This window comes from Dyadobacter sp. CY312, from assembly GCF_021390535.1.
Classification (GTDB): domain Bacteria; phylum Bacteroidota; class Bacteroidia; order Cytophagales; family Spirosomataceae; genus Dyadobacter.
Genome location: NZ_JAJUXG010000013.1, coordinates 147,287 through 163,277, shown reverse-complemented (window position 1 = coordinate 163,277; position 15,991 = coordinate 147,287). Strand labels below are relative to the sequence as shown.

Here is a 15,991-nt window from a genome sequence, read left to right as displayed (position 1 = left end):
TACAATTTTAGCTATAAAAATTTAGTGTAAGTCTCGTAGCAGATCGATGTACAGTCTATTTGTTGGAGTGCCATGAGCATAGCCGGTATTGCGGGGAGCTGCAAATAGTGGCCTTTATTGATGTGAACAACTTTTGGGGTATAAGAGCAAAAAGACGGTTAAAAGCAAAACCTGCCGCTCGTTAAAGCCAGCAGGTTTATTTTGGTTTTTAAAATATGCTTTTCCTGTGGTGTCGCCGGTTTCCATTTGCCTACACCTGGCAAAACATCTTTTCAAACAAATTATTTGGAACCAACAAACTCATTCAATAAACGCGCAAGTTCTTCGGCAGATACCCGTCCTTTGGTGCGGATGAACTCCGGGTCTGTAGCGTCACCAATTTCATAAACCAGAGATTCGGCGCCGTATGTTTCGAACAGGTAACTAAAGGAAGTGTATGTCGGTGGTTCAGAATACAACGGTTTGATGTTTGGTAAATATCCCGGAATACGCTCTTTCAGTGAAGAAAGCCAGTTAGGTACCAGGTCCGGGACATTGCCTTTTCTTGCGGGTTCAACCACATAATAGATGTCGTCGAAAGTCGAGTGGAAGTCTATTGACGCCAAAAGCTTTTTATCTCCGGTAATTTCTTTTTTCAGAAAATCCCTCACTGCTTTCGTCTCGGGTTGGTTAAATGCCGACCAGTCGCGGTTGAGGTCTATACCACCTGCATTGTGCCGCCAAAAACCTTCATCCACACCATCGGGATTCAGGAGTGGTAACACAATAACCTGAAACTGATCCCTCAAAGATTTCGTTGCCGCATTTTCGGAAAGAAGTGCTTCCGTGAACGCCACCAGCGCTTTGTGTCCAGTAACTTCGGGCGGATGCTGTCTGCCCAGTATCACCAGATAATTTTTGCTTTGATCGTTGCCGAATCGGAATGCCTGAATTGGCCTGCCCAGTGTACTTTTTCCAATTGAAAATGATTTTACTCCCTGCTTTTTTTCGAGATTCTTAATCCATTGATCAACGTGTGCGGATGTGGTCAGTTCCTGTGCTGCAACCCATATCGTGTCTTTTCCGGGATTCACCTCATACAACCGGATTCCGTTTTCTTCTTTAAAGGTCAGCTGCTCCCAATGTGTGCCGTCTTTGCTTATTTTGGGCTCGTACCTGTGTTTTACTTTGTCAGGATAAGAAAAGGAAAAACGGACCGGACCGTCCTGGTTGGCCCAGACTTTAAACGCATACCATGGACTTCCATTCACTGGTGTATTTTCCGGCTCAATGCGCAAATCATACGTGCGTTTCCCGATCTCGTTTGCCTTATTCAACCTGGCACCAGTAAAGTCATTTGAAAAAAATACCTGTTCCTTTTCAAAAGGAAATATGCCTTTCCACTGTTTTTCAACGGGTCTGCTTTCAGTTGGTACACCTTGTATAGGGCCTTGTCCTTTAAACTGCGCCAGGCTTTCAGAACCTGCTCCGGAAATTGCCAATGCGGTCAACATCACCTGTATTAATTTCATTTTATTTGTTTTAATGAATGCTTTCCATGAAGATTTTCGCTGCCTGCGTGTAGAAATGAGAGCTTCTAACCCCGCAACTTGTAAAAACGCAAAGGTAGGAAGCAAGTTTGGATTATAGACCATTAAATATATCAATATTATAGACTATTATTTCATTAGACATTGGTTCACTGAATGTCTTTTCCTATAAATACTTAAGATGAATCTTCTAGGAAAAGCGCCCGCTGATCGTCTCCAAATACGCATCATTATTGGATCTGCTGAATATCACCTCACGGCATTGGTTGAAGCTCACAAAAGCTTTGAGGCTTTGGATTAGCTTTTCTAAAATCAGCGGGTCAACGTCGCCGGGTTCAAAGTGGATGTTATGGACAATCAGCACCTTATTCTTCCGATCGGCTTTGGCATCCATCCTTGCAATGAATTTATCTCCTGTAAGTATGGGCAATGAAAAGTACCCGTACTTGCGTTTGGGAGCAGGTACGAAACATTCGATCTGATAATCAAAATCGAAGAAATCTTTGAGCCGATGCCGGAATACGTTCAGGATATCAAACGGGGAAAGGATGAAAACGTCACTGGAAATTTCAAAGTTAAATTCCTGTTTCGGAAGCATGTATAGCGGTCCTTTCAAGTCATCCACCACCACCATTTTGACCTCGCCTGCCTGAACCATTTTTTGGAGTTCGCTCTTGATCAGGTTGTTTTTTACACGGCAGGCACGCCAGGCCATCTCTTTGGCTGACGAAATCCCCAGCGCCCCTAATGTTCTGTGAATGATGTAACGGGCATATTCTTCATCGGCAGGCATGGTTAAGTCTGTTTCCTGCGGAACAAAATCGAGAGGTAGTCCGTAAACTTTTTTGAAGGTCTTCGTCCGGCCAATCATGAGCTCACCCTCCAGATAAAGTCTTTCGAGTGTAACCTTTGCCGGACGCCAATCCCACCATCCCGTGCTGGCTTCGATGCGATCATTCTCGAAATCCCCGACCATCACGCGTTCTTCCCTTTTTACCCGATCCAGAATCTGCTTCTCCAAACTCGCTTCCTGGTCTGTTATGGGTTTATGCTGGTTTTTGAAAGCTTTTTTGACAGGTAATGTAAAGCGAAAATCGTGCATGGGAATGTAGCCTGCATCCGAGGCAAAATACTCGAATATGCTGCAATCATCGCAAAGGTCTGCAAGCCACTGAGGTTGGTAGCCAGGTATACGCGCGGCCATCACATGGTGATGCGCCCGTTCCACAACGTAATTCGTATCCAGCTGCACAAATCCCAGATGGTCTATCACACGGTATACGGCCTCAATTCCCGTTCCAAATTGTGCTTTGCGGGCAAGTCCTGCCGCATTCAGAATAATCTTTCTTGCTTCCTGCCGGGTTAGTGTAGTAGCTTCCATGATACGAAGATAGGACTTTTGGATACGTGTATCTTGTGAAATACCTATTCGGAGATGAATGGCACTATATTGGTGAATCGGTTTTGTTATGATTTCAGGAGCTCAGTTTGTGAATACTTAACATCCACCTTTATGCAACAAATATCCTTTCCAAGTGAACCGCTGGCATCAAAGCCACTTGTTGCTACATTTTGTATTACGCCCTCGGCACAAAGCTATTTTAACCAGTTACGCAAGCTGCATTTCCCTGCCGAACGCAATTATCTGAATGCACATCTTACACTTTTCCATGCCCTGCCTGACAAACCGTGGATTTTTGAAGACCTACAAAAGCTGTCAGACAATCAACAGCCATTTGATGCAACAGTTCAGAGCATTATGTCCCTGGGAGGTGGAACCGCTTTTAAAATTATTTCTCCTGAGCTTCCATCACTTCACCAAAAACTTCAAAGGATCTGGTTTGAGCACATGACAAATCAGGACCGGGAAAAGAGAAACTTTCACATCACCGTTCAGAATAAGGTGGAACCTGCCGAAGCCAAAAAATTACAGACTGATTTGATGCAAAGTTTTCAACCTTTCGGCTTTACCGTTCATGGTATTCAGCTCTGGAGGTATCACAATGGCCCGTGGGAGTATTTAACGAAATTTGACTTTACGAATCAGCCAACATCTCAGATACGGGCCATGTAATCGGTTTGTAATTGTATTGGCTGCGAACAACAGTTAAAACTTCTTGAAATATTCCAGTGGCGGACCAACTCGGCGAAAGCCGTGTTTTTTTCTAAAATCATCCTGTTCTTCCTCAGATTTGCCCTTCATTGCTCCTGATGCAATCGCGGTAAAAAAAGCCTCCATCTGTCCCGCAGGCTGGAAAGTGATAAGCATTCTGGCTATTCCTTCACTTGTTTTGGTAAATGTATGCGGCACACCTCTTGGCCCAAAAACACTGTCACCTGTTTTTGCCTTATAGATCTCTTCGCCGACTTTAATATTAAATTCCCCTTCCAGAATATACCACCATTCATCCTGATTGTCATGAATGTGCAGTGTCGGTCCGCCATTTTTGACCCTTGTAGACTCAAAGGTGTATATATCTCCGTCGGTATCTTTTGATGAGACTTTGGTGTAAAAGGTATCACCTTCCAGCAGCGTAATGCTTTTACCGAAACGGTCTTGCCCACCTTTTACTGTAAATCCCTTTATGGGTCTTACCTGATTAAAAAATCCGGCTTTATGCCCCGAAAGCATCGTGACCGGCAGAGCCATAGACAGGTTGAGAAATTCGTATCGTTTCATGATATGCAAGTGATGATGGAAAACCTTCTATCAAGTTAACGAGCAGCTGCATCAAAGTCTAGTAGCATTTATTTACCGGCATTTCCATTGACCTGCACATCGCATTTTATACAGGGTATGATCCAACAGGCAGACCGAATCCAACGATCCGATTTGCCTGTTGGACGAATACTTGAAAGGATTAACCTCAGTGATCAGGAGATTTGGCATAGATAAATTATTCACACCCAAATTCTACAATCATGGAAAACACCGGACTAAGTTTCAAATATGAACTCGAAAAGAAAACACCCCGTATCGGAGCAGGACATTACATCAAAAATACGGGTACGAAGGTTTGCCGAATTCTGATCGGGTTCAACAGTGGTCATTATGAGGCGATTGATCTGAGCGAATGGCTTGCTGGAAATCCCAAAGATGTGATAGAAACCAACTTTGGCGTTCACGCTGATTTAACCAATAAATTACCTCAGCGCAAGTTGTTTGCTGTGCCTGCTAAAAGTAGTCAACAGTGATACCCAGTTCAGAGGGTCTTAGCGAAACGCTGACAGAAGTGCACGATGAGCAGGGATTGATGGTGACGAGGGCTTTTTTTACTAAAATTCTACCTTTCTAAAATGAATCCGTTTTTCTACCAGAGCCTGTCTATCTGCCACTCCGCAGCCACGGTTTCAAAATTTTTGTTACTTGCGGCATAACCACCCATGTTAATAGTGTAACCATGCACGATGCGATAATGAGAACACGAAGCAGTATTGGAAGCGGCTGAATGTGGGGACCGATGGTTAAGGACAAAAACAGGCTGGTCGGAAAGACACCACACAAGGTAGCAATCGCCATTTTCCAGCGGGGAGGCGGCGTTGGTGAACGAAACCAGGCTTCCAATCCAGTCAGCTGACGATAATTTGGCTCCTCTGTGAGCGTGGAGGCGTAGGCTTCCCAATCTTTAAAAAGCTGCGAATTATAAAATGCATCGCGCTCAGCTTCATCTGCGAAAGTTCTGAGAATACCGATTTCCCGACTGTCGGTTCCGGGTAATGGAGAGATCATGCCGGCTCCCTGCACACCGCCGTGCAAAAACGATTCGCCGAGAAAATGGCGGAGTGCTTCTGTAAATTCCTTTTCTTTTCCCGGAAGAACTCTGCGCGTAATGGCAACATGTATAGGCATGATATTCAGGTTTTTAATTCTTCATTACACCAGCTTGCTGTAAACAGCCTTCGCTTCTTGCAAAGCTCCTAAGCAAATATTCTTCACAGTATTCACACAACTTAGTAAGTCCACAGATTTCGGGCCAGCCTCTTCCAGCTGATCCAGGTACTCGCTGAGCAGAGGAGTCAGTCCCATAATGCCGATGCTCGTTTTCATATGTTTCTGGTGATTGAATCCTCGGCCTGGCTGAACCGCTCGAAAATACTTATTTTCGGTCGTATATTCCTATCACAGGAATACGAAAGCTAAGTTATCAATTTTGGTATAAAACCACTGAATTGAGCTCATAAACACTTTTAAGTAAAAAATACGAAAAAACCGCTGAGCTATTCAGCGGTTTTGAGGGGAGAAGTGTTATGGTTTTCTGAAATGTTTTATTCAGGCAAAATGAGCGCGTAACATCCAAGCCATTTCTTCATGTGTTTCCAGCAGTCCCGTGATGAAATCACTCGTTCCGGCATCGTGGTATTCGTTGGCAAATGGGTTAATGTTTCCGCGAATGAATGTGATGATACTTTCGTGGTCTTCAAGCAATTCTTTTATAAATCCGGCGCTGTCATTTTTATTGGCGGTGGCCTCTGTAAGGTGGGTTAGCTGCAAAAGCTGCGTTAATGTAGCTGGTGCATAGTGGCCGATCTTACGTATACGTTCGGCAACGCTGTCCATCACATCGTCCAGTTGCTGGTACTGCGCTTCGAAAAATAAATGCATGGCATGAAAGTCGGCGCCTTCGATGTTCCAGTGGGCATTTCTGGTTTTGGTATACAATACAAATTCATCCGCAAGTAATTTCGCCAGCTGGGCTGAAACCGCGTTTCTATTTTCTTCTGAAATTCCAATGTTCGCTTTCATGATCTGATTATTTAGAAGTATGCTTTTCTTTTTTTGTGATAAACAAAATTATACTTTTTAAAGTCTGATCAGTTGTAATTTTCGGTGAACAGGCAAATAGCGTCGTTGAAAGAAGATGATGATATGGTGATTCAGGTAAATTTTGAAAAGCGATCGCTAACTAACAGGGCCGGTGAAAACAGACCGGATTCGGACGCAGTCAGATCCAACTACCTCTTTTTAATGTGGGTCAGTTCAATAGGTAGTCCAATACTATTTCCGAAGCCATGGTCTAGGAAAGATAACGCATGCCCACTGAATCTGATCCGCAAACCATTCTTTTGATACTCTTCTGGTAAATTACAGGGAACGAGGGGTTGTGTTAACCCATCCGCATCATCATTTTTGATAAAATAGCTGTCAAAAGTGGTGCCATCCTGTCTGGTATTTGTCATGGAAAAAACAAATGTATCCACATTTTTCAAAACTCTGAAACAGTTCGCACCTGTTACATTTGTACAGCCCGTAAGCTCAGCAGGACCCAAATCATCCGCTTTATTACAACCCATTAACAACACAAAAGCTAGCTGGAAAAGAAGACTTGTTTTCATAATTTCAAGATTGTTTTGTACGATGACTCATCAGTCGGGCAAATGGTTGGAAGGGAAGATTATTTGATATTACGACAGTCTAAAATAGGATTTGCTGGGTTCTATAGGATGTTTTTCATTCACTTTAACAAGTATTTGTTTGGTTTGACGTAATAGGATGATGACTTTGATTTGGTGCTATACCAATGATGTATCATTCGTCCTCAGCCATAAATTTTTCAAGCGTTCTTAAATTCTCCAGTGCGGCACCCATGGTATTGTTGAAATAGACATAAACGGTTTTTCCCGCATCCTGCCATGCGCTTACATAACCTGCATACTCGTAAAGAAATCCCTGGTCGTAGCTTCCCTTGTAATTTCCGTTTGGTCCATGGAAACGAAGGTAGATTATGTCGGCATCCAGCTCCTGGTGTGGCGACTGGCTGCCTGATTTGTCATGATAAACCATAGCCAACTGGTTTGTATTCAGAAGATCAAAGGTACGGGATGTATACCACGACGGACTTCGGAACTCAACTGCCACAGACCAGCGATTTTTATTGAAATGTTGCAAAGTTTCAAGCAGGGAAGATACTTCTTGGAACAAGGCGGCTTTAACAGATGGTGGAAATTGCACAAGAATACAACCGGCTTTTTCTCTGGCTGGTTCGATTACTTCAAAAAACCTTTCCACATCGACCTCATTGAATTTCAGTGACGGACTGTGAGAAATCTGTTTCCACAATTTGAAGGTGAAACGGAAATCCTGGCGAACCGCCCGGGTCCATTCGCCAATGGTCGCCGGCCTTGGCAGCTTGTAAAAAATGGAATTGATTTCAATCGAATTAAACAGCTTTCCATACACCATCATCCGGCTCTGGCCTTCGAATTCGGCAGGATAGGCCTGTCTGTTTTTATACGGCAAAACCAGCCCGCTGGTTCCCAGATAAATTTCTCCCCGCTTAGCCATCATTTAATAAATATTTCATTCACCGGAGCTTTCTATTAAAATCACGCCGTGTAAAATTTTCACATGTTCATGGAATAACTTCAACCTTGCCATGCGCTCCTCAAACCTCAAAAGTGAGAAATTGAGGAAATTCCGGATCGCGGATTCTCATTATTCCGATGGCACGCTTATTATGTCTTGCTACGCACGCTAACCAATTAAACACGGAATTTGTGCTCACAAAATCTTCCACCCACTCAACCCTTGATGCAATAGCACCAGGCGACGTGACTTTGCTTATAAACGGGCAGCAGGTTTCATTATAACTGGCTCCATGGGTGAGCTTGCTGGATGCGATCAGAGAATATGCGAACCTTACCGGAACGAAGAAAGGGTGCGATCATGGCCAGTGTGGCGCATGTACGGTGCTTTGTGATGGTGAACGTATGCTTAGCTGTCTTACGCTGGCTGTTATGAAGGATGGTTCAGAGATTACCACCATTGAAGGTATCGGAACAAGCGGGGACATGCATCCTTCACAGAAGGCGTTCATTGAGTATGACGCTTTTCAATATGGTTATTGCACTCCGGGGCAAATTTGCAGCGTGATAGGGATGTTGGGTGAGGGTAACAGGAATGGGGCTCGCAATTTGTAAAAAAATAGCAGAACGTCATCAGGGAAAAATGTGGTGTGAATCGGAACAGGGAAAACCTTTTACTTTACCATATATCAAAACTACTATGAGCTAACAAATCATGAGAAAGTATAAGATAGCAATGCTGATTTTATCTGACCTGAATATGCCAGGGAAAAATGGCTATGATATTTTATCAGAGATGCAATCCGATGATAAGTACGCAGCTATTAAAGTGGTCATTACGTCCACCTCTTCAATTAAGTCGGTCAGAGATAAATGCCTAGAATTGGGAGCGTTCGATTTTATTCCAAAACCGGAAACCTTCATTGATTACAGCTCTTTTGTAACTGAGTTGTATACCAGGGTGGAAAACACCGCGATTTAGTCCTTATTTATAGCTAAAAACGCCCCGCTGACAGATAGATGTCGGCGGGGCGTTTTTAGCTATTGTCAGTTAGTTCCAGTCGTTGGCGATGTCTTTTGCCACAAGCGGATTGGTGTTTTTCTCGGATAAAGGTATAGGGAATAATACATGTTTATCTTGGAAAAAAGGCTGGCTGGAAGTTGGATACTTCGCTTTCTTTTCCGCGTTCAGTGTCTGTTTAGCAACTCCCCAGCGAATCAGATCAAACCAGCGTACCTGTTCGCCGGATAGTTCAAGCTGGCGTTCGAGCATAATCTTTTTAATCGCTTCCTCCTTACTTCCCAGATTGGTATAGGCAAATGCACCGGATCGGGTTCTTACCTGGTTTATCAGCGGAAGGGCGTCAGCGATCTTGCCGTTATTGATCTGCGCTTCGGCGAGCATCAGCAGCACATCGGCGTAGCGTATTACCTGTGAGTTAATATCCGACTGAGGCAGTTCACCTTTCTCTTTGTACTCGTATGGTTCATATTTTCTCCAACGGAAACCGTTGCCGTTTTCAGCATATGGGTAAGGCTTTGCACCACCAGGACAGTTATCGCAATAAGTCACATCGCCGCCACTTGTTTTGTCTCCGTAAAAAGTATTTTTCGCTCTCGGATCCACATAAACTTTGCCGGATTCGTCGGAATACGTAAATGCTTTTACGGCTGCATCCGAGATGAATACGTTACGCCAGTCGTTCCAGCCATATTCCATGGCGCGTCCGGTCAATGTGTTCTTACCACTTCCTGATCCTTCCTGAGAACCGAACATATAGTATGGACTTCCTTCGGCCCAGCCGCCCCATGCTTTATGAGGGATATCAAAAACTGTTTCGGCATTTTTTACAGGTGATTTGGTAAACAGTTCGTCAAGATTTTGCACCAGGCTGTACGTGTATGGAGCTTTGGTAAGCAAGTCAAACTGTGTTGCTGCTTCTGCATATTTTTTCTGAAACAAATAGGATTTACCCAGCAGCGCAACAGCTGCTCCTTTGGTTACCCGGCCCAGATCGGCCGTTGCATAAGTGACAGGCAGGCCGCTGATCGCATTTTTCAGATCTGATTCGATCTGCTTCCAGTTATCCTCCACAGTAGCTCTCGATAGATAAAATTCGCTGTTGCCGCCGTAGTCTGTACGAATAGGAACACGGCCCCAGAGTGTTACCAGCAAAAACTCCGCATAGGCTTTCAGAAAGTAGGCCTCCGAAATGTACTGGGTAAGTTTTGCTTTCTCGGCATCAGAAGCCGGAACCACTTTTGCCGCCTTGTCAATCACCAGATTGGATCTGAAAGTGAGCTTGTAAGCGGTAGACCAAAGGTCATTAATCTGAGCATGATTGGCCGCATAGCTATAATCATGAAGCTGCAAAACATCTCCCAAAAGCGGTGCATCAGCCTCAGCCTCATTACCGGTCAGATCCATGAGATAGTAGAAGTCTCTTGAATAAAGCCCTTTGTAGAGCATCAGACCATAGGCTGCTGTGAGCGATTCCGAAATGGTTGCTGGTGTTGTGAAATAGGTGTCGTCGTTATAACTCGCTTGGTTTTTTACATTATCCAGTGAGTTGTCGCAGCCGGCTAAGGCCAGGCAGGCCAGCGTTCCGAGCGAAAGTATTTGCTTTTTCATTATCGGTAAAATGAAGTTGAATGAAAAGAATTTTAAAACCCAACCTGTAATCCAAGAAGGAAAGTCCTTGGCTGTGGATATTGACCTGTATCGACGCCTTTTGTGAAAATAAACGATTTCGCATCGTTAACACTGGCGCTCACCTCCGGATCATATCCTTTGTAGTTGGTGACAGTCAGCAAATTCATCGCCGTTGCGTATACCCGGAAGCTGGAAAACACTTTACCAACTGTGGAGTTTAACACCGTTTTTGGTACCGAAAATCCGAGTGTGAGATTACGAAGACGCATAAACGAGCCATTTTCAAGGAAACGATCAGAGGCACGCAGGTTGGACGGTGTGTTCTGTCCTGATCTTGGCATATCCGTTACATCACCGTCTTTTTTCCATGCATCCAATACCGCAGTTGAGGAGTTAAACGGTCGGGTTGTTCCTTCTGTCCAGTAGCGCAGTGCGTTGTATACTTTCACATCTCCGATACCAGCCAGTCCCATCGAAAGGTCAAACGCTTTGTAAGCCAAGTTGACAGAGCCGCCGTAAGTCCAGACAGGAATTGCAGAACCTAAAAACGCCTGATCCAGATCTGTAATTTGTCCGTCACCGTTCAAATCTTTGTAAACGATATCACCCGCTTTCAAACCGTCCTGATAACTTTTGAATCCTTTGCCGACCGCCAGTTCGTTGTATCGGGCAACCTCAGCAGTGCTTGACACCACTTTGTCAACCTGGAAACCGTAAAAGGATCCGATTGCTGCGCCAACGTCTGTTTTGGTAATGTTGATCCCACCGTTTGTGGTTCCGCTTACAATAGGTCCGCCGCTTCCAAGAGACACCACATTATTCTTGTTGTAACCCGTGTTGGCAGATACGCTGTAACTAAAATCTCCTGCCTGTCCTGCATATGAAAGTGCCACTTCAAAACCTTTATTGATCGCATTGGCTGCATTTTGAACCATACTTGCATCGTTGTAAACATCTCCGAGTCCTGTAGATACCGGCAGTTTTACGTCCAGGAGAAGATCCTTACTATCACGTTTGTAGAAGTCCAGACTAACCTGCAATCTGTTGCGTAGCAGACCAAAGTCAAGACCGAAATCTGTCTGTGTTGTTTCCTCCCATTTCAGGAAAGGGTTTGGGACTCTGGTAACTGTTGCACCTTGCTGGAACGCTTTGCTTTCTCCGAAGGAATAAACAATGTTGTTGTTTCCATAACCGCGATATACAGTTGGGTCGGTAAGGAAAAGTCCGATGTTGGCATTTCCGGTGATCCCCCAGCTACCTCTGATTTTAAGATCGGAGATGAAGGAAACATTTTTCATAAATCCTTCATTGGCAACTTTCCAGGCTACACCAACCGACGGGAAATTACCTTTCCTGAACGCTTTTCCAAATGCGGGATTGATGTCCTGGCGCAGAGAAGCGTTGATCAGGTATCGGTCGTGAAATCCGTAGGTTACGCGTCCAAAATAGGAGCGGGAGGCGTAAATTCCGGATCCGGTACCGGTAATGCTGTTCGATTTAGATACGCCGATTTGTTTGATCAGATCATTCGTAAATCCCGATCCTGTCATATTCACACTCCGGCTTCTGTTGCCTTCGTTGTAGGTATTACCAGCCATTACCGAAAAGTCGTGAAGCCCGATTGTTCTCGTATAGCTCAGGATGTTTTCAATAATCGGTGAAACAGAAAAACCGTAACTCTCATCAATTTTGCGATCTGTTTTAAGGTTGCCATTCAGATACTCACCAGTATAGTTGTAGCTGTTTGTATTGGAAAGACCAATGTTAGCCTGCGTTCTGAATTTAAGACCGTTGATGATATCCACTTCACCCCAAAGCTGAAACAAATTGGAAACACCTCTTGAAAGTTTCTCCGTCAGGTAAATTCCCGGCAACGGATTGAGGGCATCATTCTGATCCAGAATGGTAGTAACTCTGCTGTAACCACCAAGGTTTGTAGGATCCATGGTTGGTGCGTAAGGTGGCATGCGAAGTGTTTCCACAAAGCTGGCCACATTTCCGGTTGTTCTGTTGTATCTGAAATTGATGGTCTGTCCAAGTCGAATTCTTTTGCCGATCTGCTCTTCAAGCTGCGTACGTAAATTGATACGCTGATAACCGTAGTCTTTCATAATCCCTTCCTGATCCGTATATCCGGCTGAGAAATTATAGGTTGCTTTGTCGCTTCCGCCTGTTACGTTCACATGGTGTTCAGTTATTTTTCCATTGCGAAAAATCTCCTTTTGCCAGTCTGTTCTCGTAACCAATACATCAGGCGTGTTCAGCTTGTCGGGTACTTTGTTTCCCTGCGCTTCATCAATGTCCTTCACCAGTTGCACATATTGAGGAGCATCAAGCATATCAAGTTTTTTCCATGCCTGCGCTATCCCTACATAGCCATTGTAGGTTACTCTCGGCGTGCCGGCTTTCCCTTTTTTAGTGGTGATCAATACCACGCCATTTGCTGCGGACGCGCCATAAATGGCCACAGATGCCGCATCTTTTAAAACCGTAATGTCCTGAATGTCATAAGGACTAACCGAGTTGATATCTCCGCCCTGAATTCCGTCGATCACATACAGAGGATCGGAATTGGTGAGCGAACCTACACCGCGAATAATGATTTTGGCGTTGGAACCCGGTAGTCCGCCTGTATTAACGATCTGTACACCAGCTATTTTTCCTTGTAAAAGCTGCTGCGCGGATGTGGCTGAAACATCTCCGAATTCTTTACGGCCCACCACTGCAACTGCTCCGGTGAGGTCTTTCTTCTTAGCCGTTCCGTAACCTATTACGACCACTTCTTCCAACGCTTTGGTATCAACTGCCAGTGAAACATCAATAATAGAACGATCACCAACATTCTCTTCCTTAGGTAGATATCCTACGAATGAAAAAATCAAAACCACGTTGGAGCTTGTGCTGCTTATTTGATACTGACCGGATATATCTGTCGTGACGCCTCGTTGTGAGCCTTTTATCACCACACTCACGCCAGGTAGTCCGTCGCCTCTTTCGTCGGTTACTTTACCTTTCACAGTAATTTCTTCCGGACTAAGTTTTGCATTTCTGGAAACAAGCACATCGGGTGTGTTAAAAGTCTCAGGCGAAGTTGCCGGTGAAGTGGTGGCGCTCTCGATGGTAGCAACAGCAGATTCTACGGTCTTTTTTTCATATCGCGAAACGATTACATATGCTTCCTTTCCTGCTTTTTTGAATCGAAGGTTAAAGGGTTTTAGCAAATCACTTAACTGCTTTTCGAGCTTGTTTCCCTCCTGGTGGTATTCAGCGCCGGTAATCATAATATTTCTCACCGTTTCTTCTTCAAACAATATGCTCACCTGATGTTGCTTACCCAGGTCGATCAATAGGTCTTTAAGGTTTTTTGCTCTGTTACGGTTTTCCGTATGCTGTGTACGCGCTGGCACCTGCTGACTTGCAAGGGAAATTGCCTGCGCAGTACAAAGCTGCTGAACAGATAACATGGTCAGCACGATGCGGGTTTTTTGTAGAAATCTGCTACTCATGATTTAAATTGGTTTCTGATTTTCTCAATTCTATAAATTCATTATGTTTTACCACTTCCAGATGTAACAGCTCGGATAATATGGCAAGCAGGTCATCGGCTTGTCTGGCTTTATACACACCGCCAATCCGGCGTTTTCCAAGAACGGGATCAAGAATACGCACCTTCACTTTAAAGCGGTCGTTCATTTGCTCAACTGCCTCAGACAAAAGCGTATTGTTGAAATAGAACATGTCCTGCTTCCAGGCCACAAATTCGGCTGGCGCTGCGGCTGTGAGTGTAGCTTTGCCATTTTTTTCGGAAGAAAACAAGTTGCCTGGTTTCATGTAAAGCTGTTTTCCTTTTGGCAGGCTCAGTTTTACTTTTCCTTTTGTTAAAAAAACCTTGGTTCCTCTTTCACGGGAGAAAGCGACAAACTCGGTTCCGAGGACTTCAATGCGATAATCGTTGTCCATTTTTACGATGAAACGACTGTCGTTTTCTGTGTGCACAACCTTAAACTCGGCTTCTCCTTCCAGGATCACTTCCCGGTTTCCCGATCCAAAACCTAACCTTGGTATACGTAATACCGAATTGGCGTTCAATACCACGCCTGTTCCGTCGGAAAGCTGATAGGACGCGATCTGACCATTTTCTGAGATCAGCGATTTGTACATCAGTTCTTTTCTGAAAACAAAACCGGCTACCAGCACAAAACATGCTGCCACCGCGCCCCAGAGCCATTCTGTTCTGATGACTTTTGATCTGACTTTTTCTGTCGGTGCCAAAATCGGTTCTTTGTCCACCGCTTCGTTATGAATGAAGGCAACGTATTCGGACAGAGCCGCTTCTACTTTTGGTGAGAACTGCGGATGGCGGGTTTCCCATTCGTCCAGATAGTGATAATAAAGCTCTTCGTTCTGCGGGTCAGCGAGCCATTCTTCAACGAGCTTACGCTGAATGGATGTGGTCCTTCCGTCGAAAAAATCGAACAGGACATCCTTTGATAGTGATTCTTTCATTTTATACTTTTTAGCTTTTACAGTCCGGACAGGACTGTTTTGATAATTTCAGAGCAACTGCAAAACCGTTGTCGTGCGACAAGGCGATGTTCATTTTAGCATTGTAGAGAACAGACAATTACAGTCTTCTCAACCCCATGCCGGGTTTGCATTTTTATTGAAGCAACAGCGCCAGGAATAAAAACCAGCTGTCTTTAAGTCCGTTACGGAGCCGGGCAATTGCGCGTGTGATGAGCGCTTCCACCGATTTTGGAGTGATCTGCAGTTCGGCGGCGATTTCTTCCAGGGTTTTGCCTTCCACACGTTTCAGCAGATACGCTTTGCGGCATTGAGGCGGCATCTCCTGTACAATACGTTCCACCTGCTGGTGCAATTCACTGTAAAGCAATGCATCACACGGATTAAGAGCCTGTGCAACAAAAGGGGTTACTGATGTTTCAAGAGGGGAGGTGCGGTTCATATCCCATTTCAGATAATTGTAGGACCGGTTCCGTACAGCCTTGTAAAGATAAGCCCGGTAGGAGGTCGTGATGAGCTCGAATGTGCGGCTCTGCCAGAACGCTGCAAATACTTCGGAAACGATGTCTTCTGCAACTTCATCCGAGTGTACAAATCGTATGGCGTGGTTGCAAAGGTTTGTGTAGTATCTGCGAAACAGGAGCTCGCATCCTTTCTGAGGATTTTGACCAAACATTTCACGAATAAGGTATTCATCATGAAGCATTACCGGCTCGTGATCGGTCAGGGGAAGATCCGGATGCTCACTCGCAGCTGATTCGGGTCCCAATTTTTTTATAGAATTAATTGCCATACGCATCTGATTATTCTTACTGTGGATTTACAGTTTAATCATACAGACAAGACAACCTACTACATCCCCATACTATAAATAATATTTTTTTTTCATCAAATAATTCAATTGAAAAAAGAGGAATGGGGTTATACTGATCACATCATGAAAAAGTCCGGATCAACTTATGCTGACCCGGACTTAAGACAT

Annotated in this window: 16 protein-coding genes and 1 pseudogene; 5 read left to right on the top strand and 12 right to left on the bottom strand. The window is 44.5% G+C overall.

Annotated elements, in window-relative coordinates; translation table 11 throughout:
- Positions 1-281: 281 nt before the first annotated feature.
- Entirely contained in the window at positions 282-1,511 is a 1,230-nt protein-coding gene (locus LZG71_RS19080; RefSeq protein ID WP_233823037.1) for a M14 family metallopeptidase, read from the bottom strand.
- 208 nt (positions 1,512-1,719) lie between these two features.
- On the bottom strand, positions 1,720-2,910 hold the full coding sequence (locus LZG71_RS19075; protein WP_233823036.1) for a winged helix-turn-helix domain-containing protein: 1,191 nt from the start codon (positions 2,908-2,910) through the stop codon (positions 1,720-1,722).
- Positions 2,911-3,042: 132 nt separating this feature from the next.
- On the opposite strand from LZG71_RS19075, the gene LZG71_RS19070 reads away from it, so the two are divergent.
- Positions 3,043-3,603: a 2'-5' RNA ligase family protein gene (locus LZG71_RS19070; protein WP_233823035.1), complete on the top strand. Its 561-nt coding sequence runs from the start codon at positions 3,043-3,045 to the stop codon at positions 3,601-3,603.
- Positions 3,604-3,636: 33 nt separating this feature from the next.
- On the opposite strand, the gene LZG71_RS19065 is transcribed toward LZG71_RS19070, so the two are convergent.
- On the bottom strand, positions 3,637-4,209 hold the full coding sequence (locus LZG71_RS19065) for a cupin domain-containing protein (RefSeq protein ID WP_233823034.1): 573 nt from the start codon (positions 4,207-4,209) through the stop codon (positions 3,637-3,639).
- 242 nt (positions 4,210-4,451) lie between these two features.
- Between LZG71_RS19065 and LZG71_RS19060 the strand changes: the two genes are divergently transcribed.
- A complete protein-coding gene (locus LZG71_RS19060; RefSeq protein WP_233823033.1) occupies positions 4,452-4,724 on the top strand; it encodes a hypothetical protein in 273 nt (90 codons plus the stop codon).
- A 130-nt stretch (positions 4,725-4,854) separates the two neighbouring features.
- On the opposite strand, the gene LZG71_RS19055 is transcribed toward LZG71_RS19060, so the two are convergent.
- The 5 genes from LZG71_RS19055 to LZG71_RS19035 all read right to left on the bottom strand — a co-directional run bounded on the left by LZG71_RS19055 (position 4,855) and on the right by LZG71_RS19035 (position 7,815).
- The gene (locus LZG71_RS19055) at positions 4,855-5,379 is read right to left on the bottom strand and encodes an antibiotic biosynthesis monooxygenase (RefSeq protein ID WP_233823032.1); all 525 of its coding nucleotides are present in this window, start codon (positions 5,377-5,379) and stop codon (positions 4,855-4,857) included.
- A 24-nt stretch (positions 5,380-5,403) separates the two neighbouring features.
- Positions 5,404-5,577, bottom strand: a complete 174-nt coding sequence (locus LZG71_RS19050) for a hypothetical protein (RefSeq protein ID WP_233823031.1) — start codon at positions 5,575-5,577, stop codon at positions 5,404-5,406.
- Between the two features lie 222 nt (positions 5,578-5,799).
- Entirely contained in the window at positions 5,800-6,273 is a 474-nt protein-coding gene (locus tag LZG71_RS19045; protein WP_233823030.1) for a Dps family protein, read from the bottom strand.
- A 209-nt stretch (positions 6,274-6,482) separates the two neighbouring features.
- Positions 6,483-6,863 carry a hypothetical protein gene (locus LZG71_RS19040; RefSeq protein ID WP_233823029.1) on the bottom strand — a complete coding sequence of 127 codons (381 nt, stop codon included), beginning with the start codon at positions 6,861-6,863 and terminating at the stop codon, positions 6,483-6,485.
- Between the two features lie 193 nt (positions 6,864-7,056).
- The gene (locus tag LZG71_RS19035) at positions 7,057-7,815 is read right to left on the bottom strand and encodes a DUF72 domain-containing protein (protein ID WP_233823028.1); all 759 of its coding nucleotides are present in this window, start codon (positions 7,813-7,815) and stop codon (positions 7,057-7,059) included.
- 155 nt (positions 7,816-7,970) lie between these two features.
- On the opposite strand from LZG71_RS19035, the pseudogene LZG71_RS19030 reads away from it, so the two are divergent.
- The 3 genes and pseudogenes from LZG71_RS19030 to LZG71_RS19025 form a co-directional block, all read left to right on the top strand.
- Positions 7,971-8,420: pseudogene (locus LZG71_RS19030) on the top strand ((2Fe-2S)-binding protein); the annotation flags it as partial.
- Positions 8,421-8,427: 7 nt separating this feature from the next.
- Positions 8,428-8,541: a hypothetical protein gene (locus LZG71_RS30700; RefSeq protein WP_409013640.1), complete on the top strand. Its 114-nt coding sequence runs from the start codon at positions 8,428-8,430 to the stop codon at positions 8,539-8,541.
- Positions 8,542-8,547: 6 nt separating this feature from the next.
- Positions 8,548-8,814, top strand: coding sequence for a response regulator (locus tag LZG71_RS19025; RefSeq protein ID WP_233823026.1), 267 nt, complete (start codon positions 8,548-8,550; stop codon positions 8,812-8,814).
- Positions 8,815-8,883: 69 nt separating this feature from the next.
- Here LZG71_RS19025 and LZG71_RS19020 read toward each other — a convergent pair whose 3' ends face one another.
- From LZG71_RS19020 to LZG71_RS19005, 4 genes are all read right to left on the bottom strand, one after another.
- On the bottom strand, positions 8,884-10,464 hold the full coding sequence (locus tag LZG71_RS19020; RefSeq protein ID WP_233823024.1) for a RagB/SusD family nutrient uptake outer membrane protein: 1,581 nt from the start codon (positions 10,462-10,464) through the stop codon (positions 8,884-8,886).
- Between the two features lie 32 nt (positions 10,465-10,496).
- On the bottom strand, positions 10,497-13,991 hold the full coding sequence (locus LZG71_RS19015) for a TonB-dependent receptor (protein WP_233823023.1): 3,495 nt from the start codon (positions 13,989-13,991) through the stop codon (positions 10,497-10,499).
- Positions 13,984-14,991 (bottom strand): FecR family protein, encoded by a 1,008-nt coding sequence (locus LZG71_RS19010; protein ID WP_233823022.1) that lies wholly within the window; start codon positions 14,989-14,991, stop codon positions 13,984-13,986. The genes LZG71_RS19015 and LZG71_RS19010 overlap by 8 nt, the downstream gene beginning before the upstream one ends.
- 154 nt (positions 14,992-15,145) lie before the next feature.
- On the bottom strand, positions 15,146-15,802 hold the full coding sequence (locus tag LZG71_RS19005) for an RNA polymerase sigma-70 factor (RefSeq protein ID WP_233823021.1): 657 nt from the start codon (positions 15,800-15,802) through the stop codon (positions 15,146-15,148).
- Between the last annotated feature and the right edge of the window lie 189 nt (positions 15,803-15,991).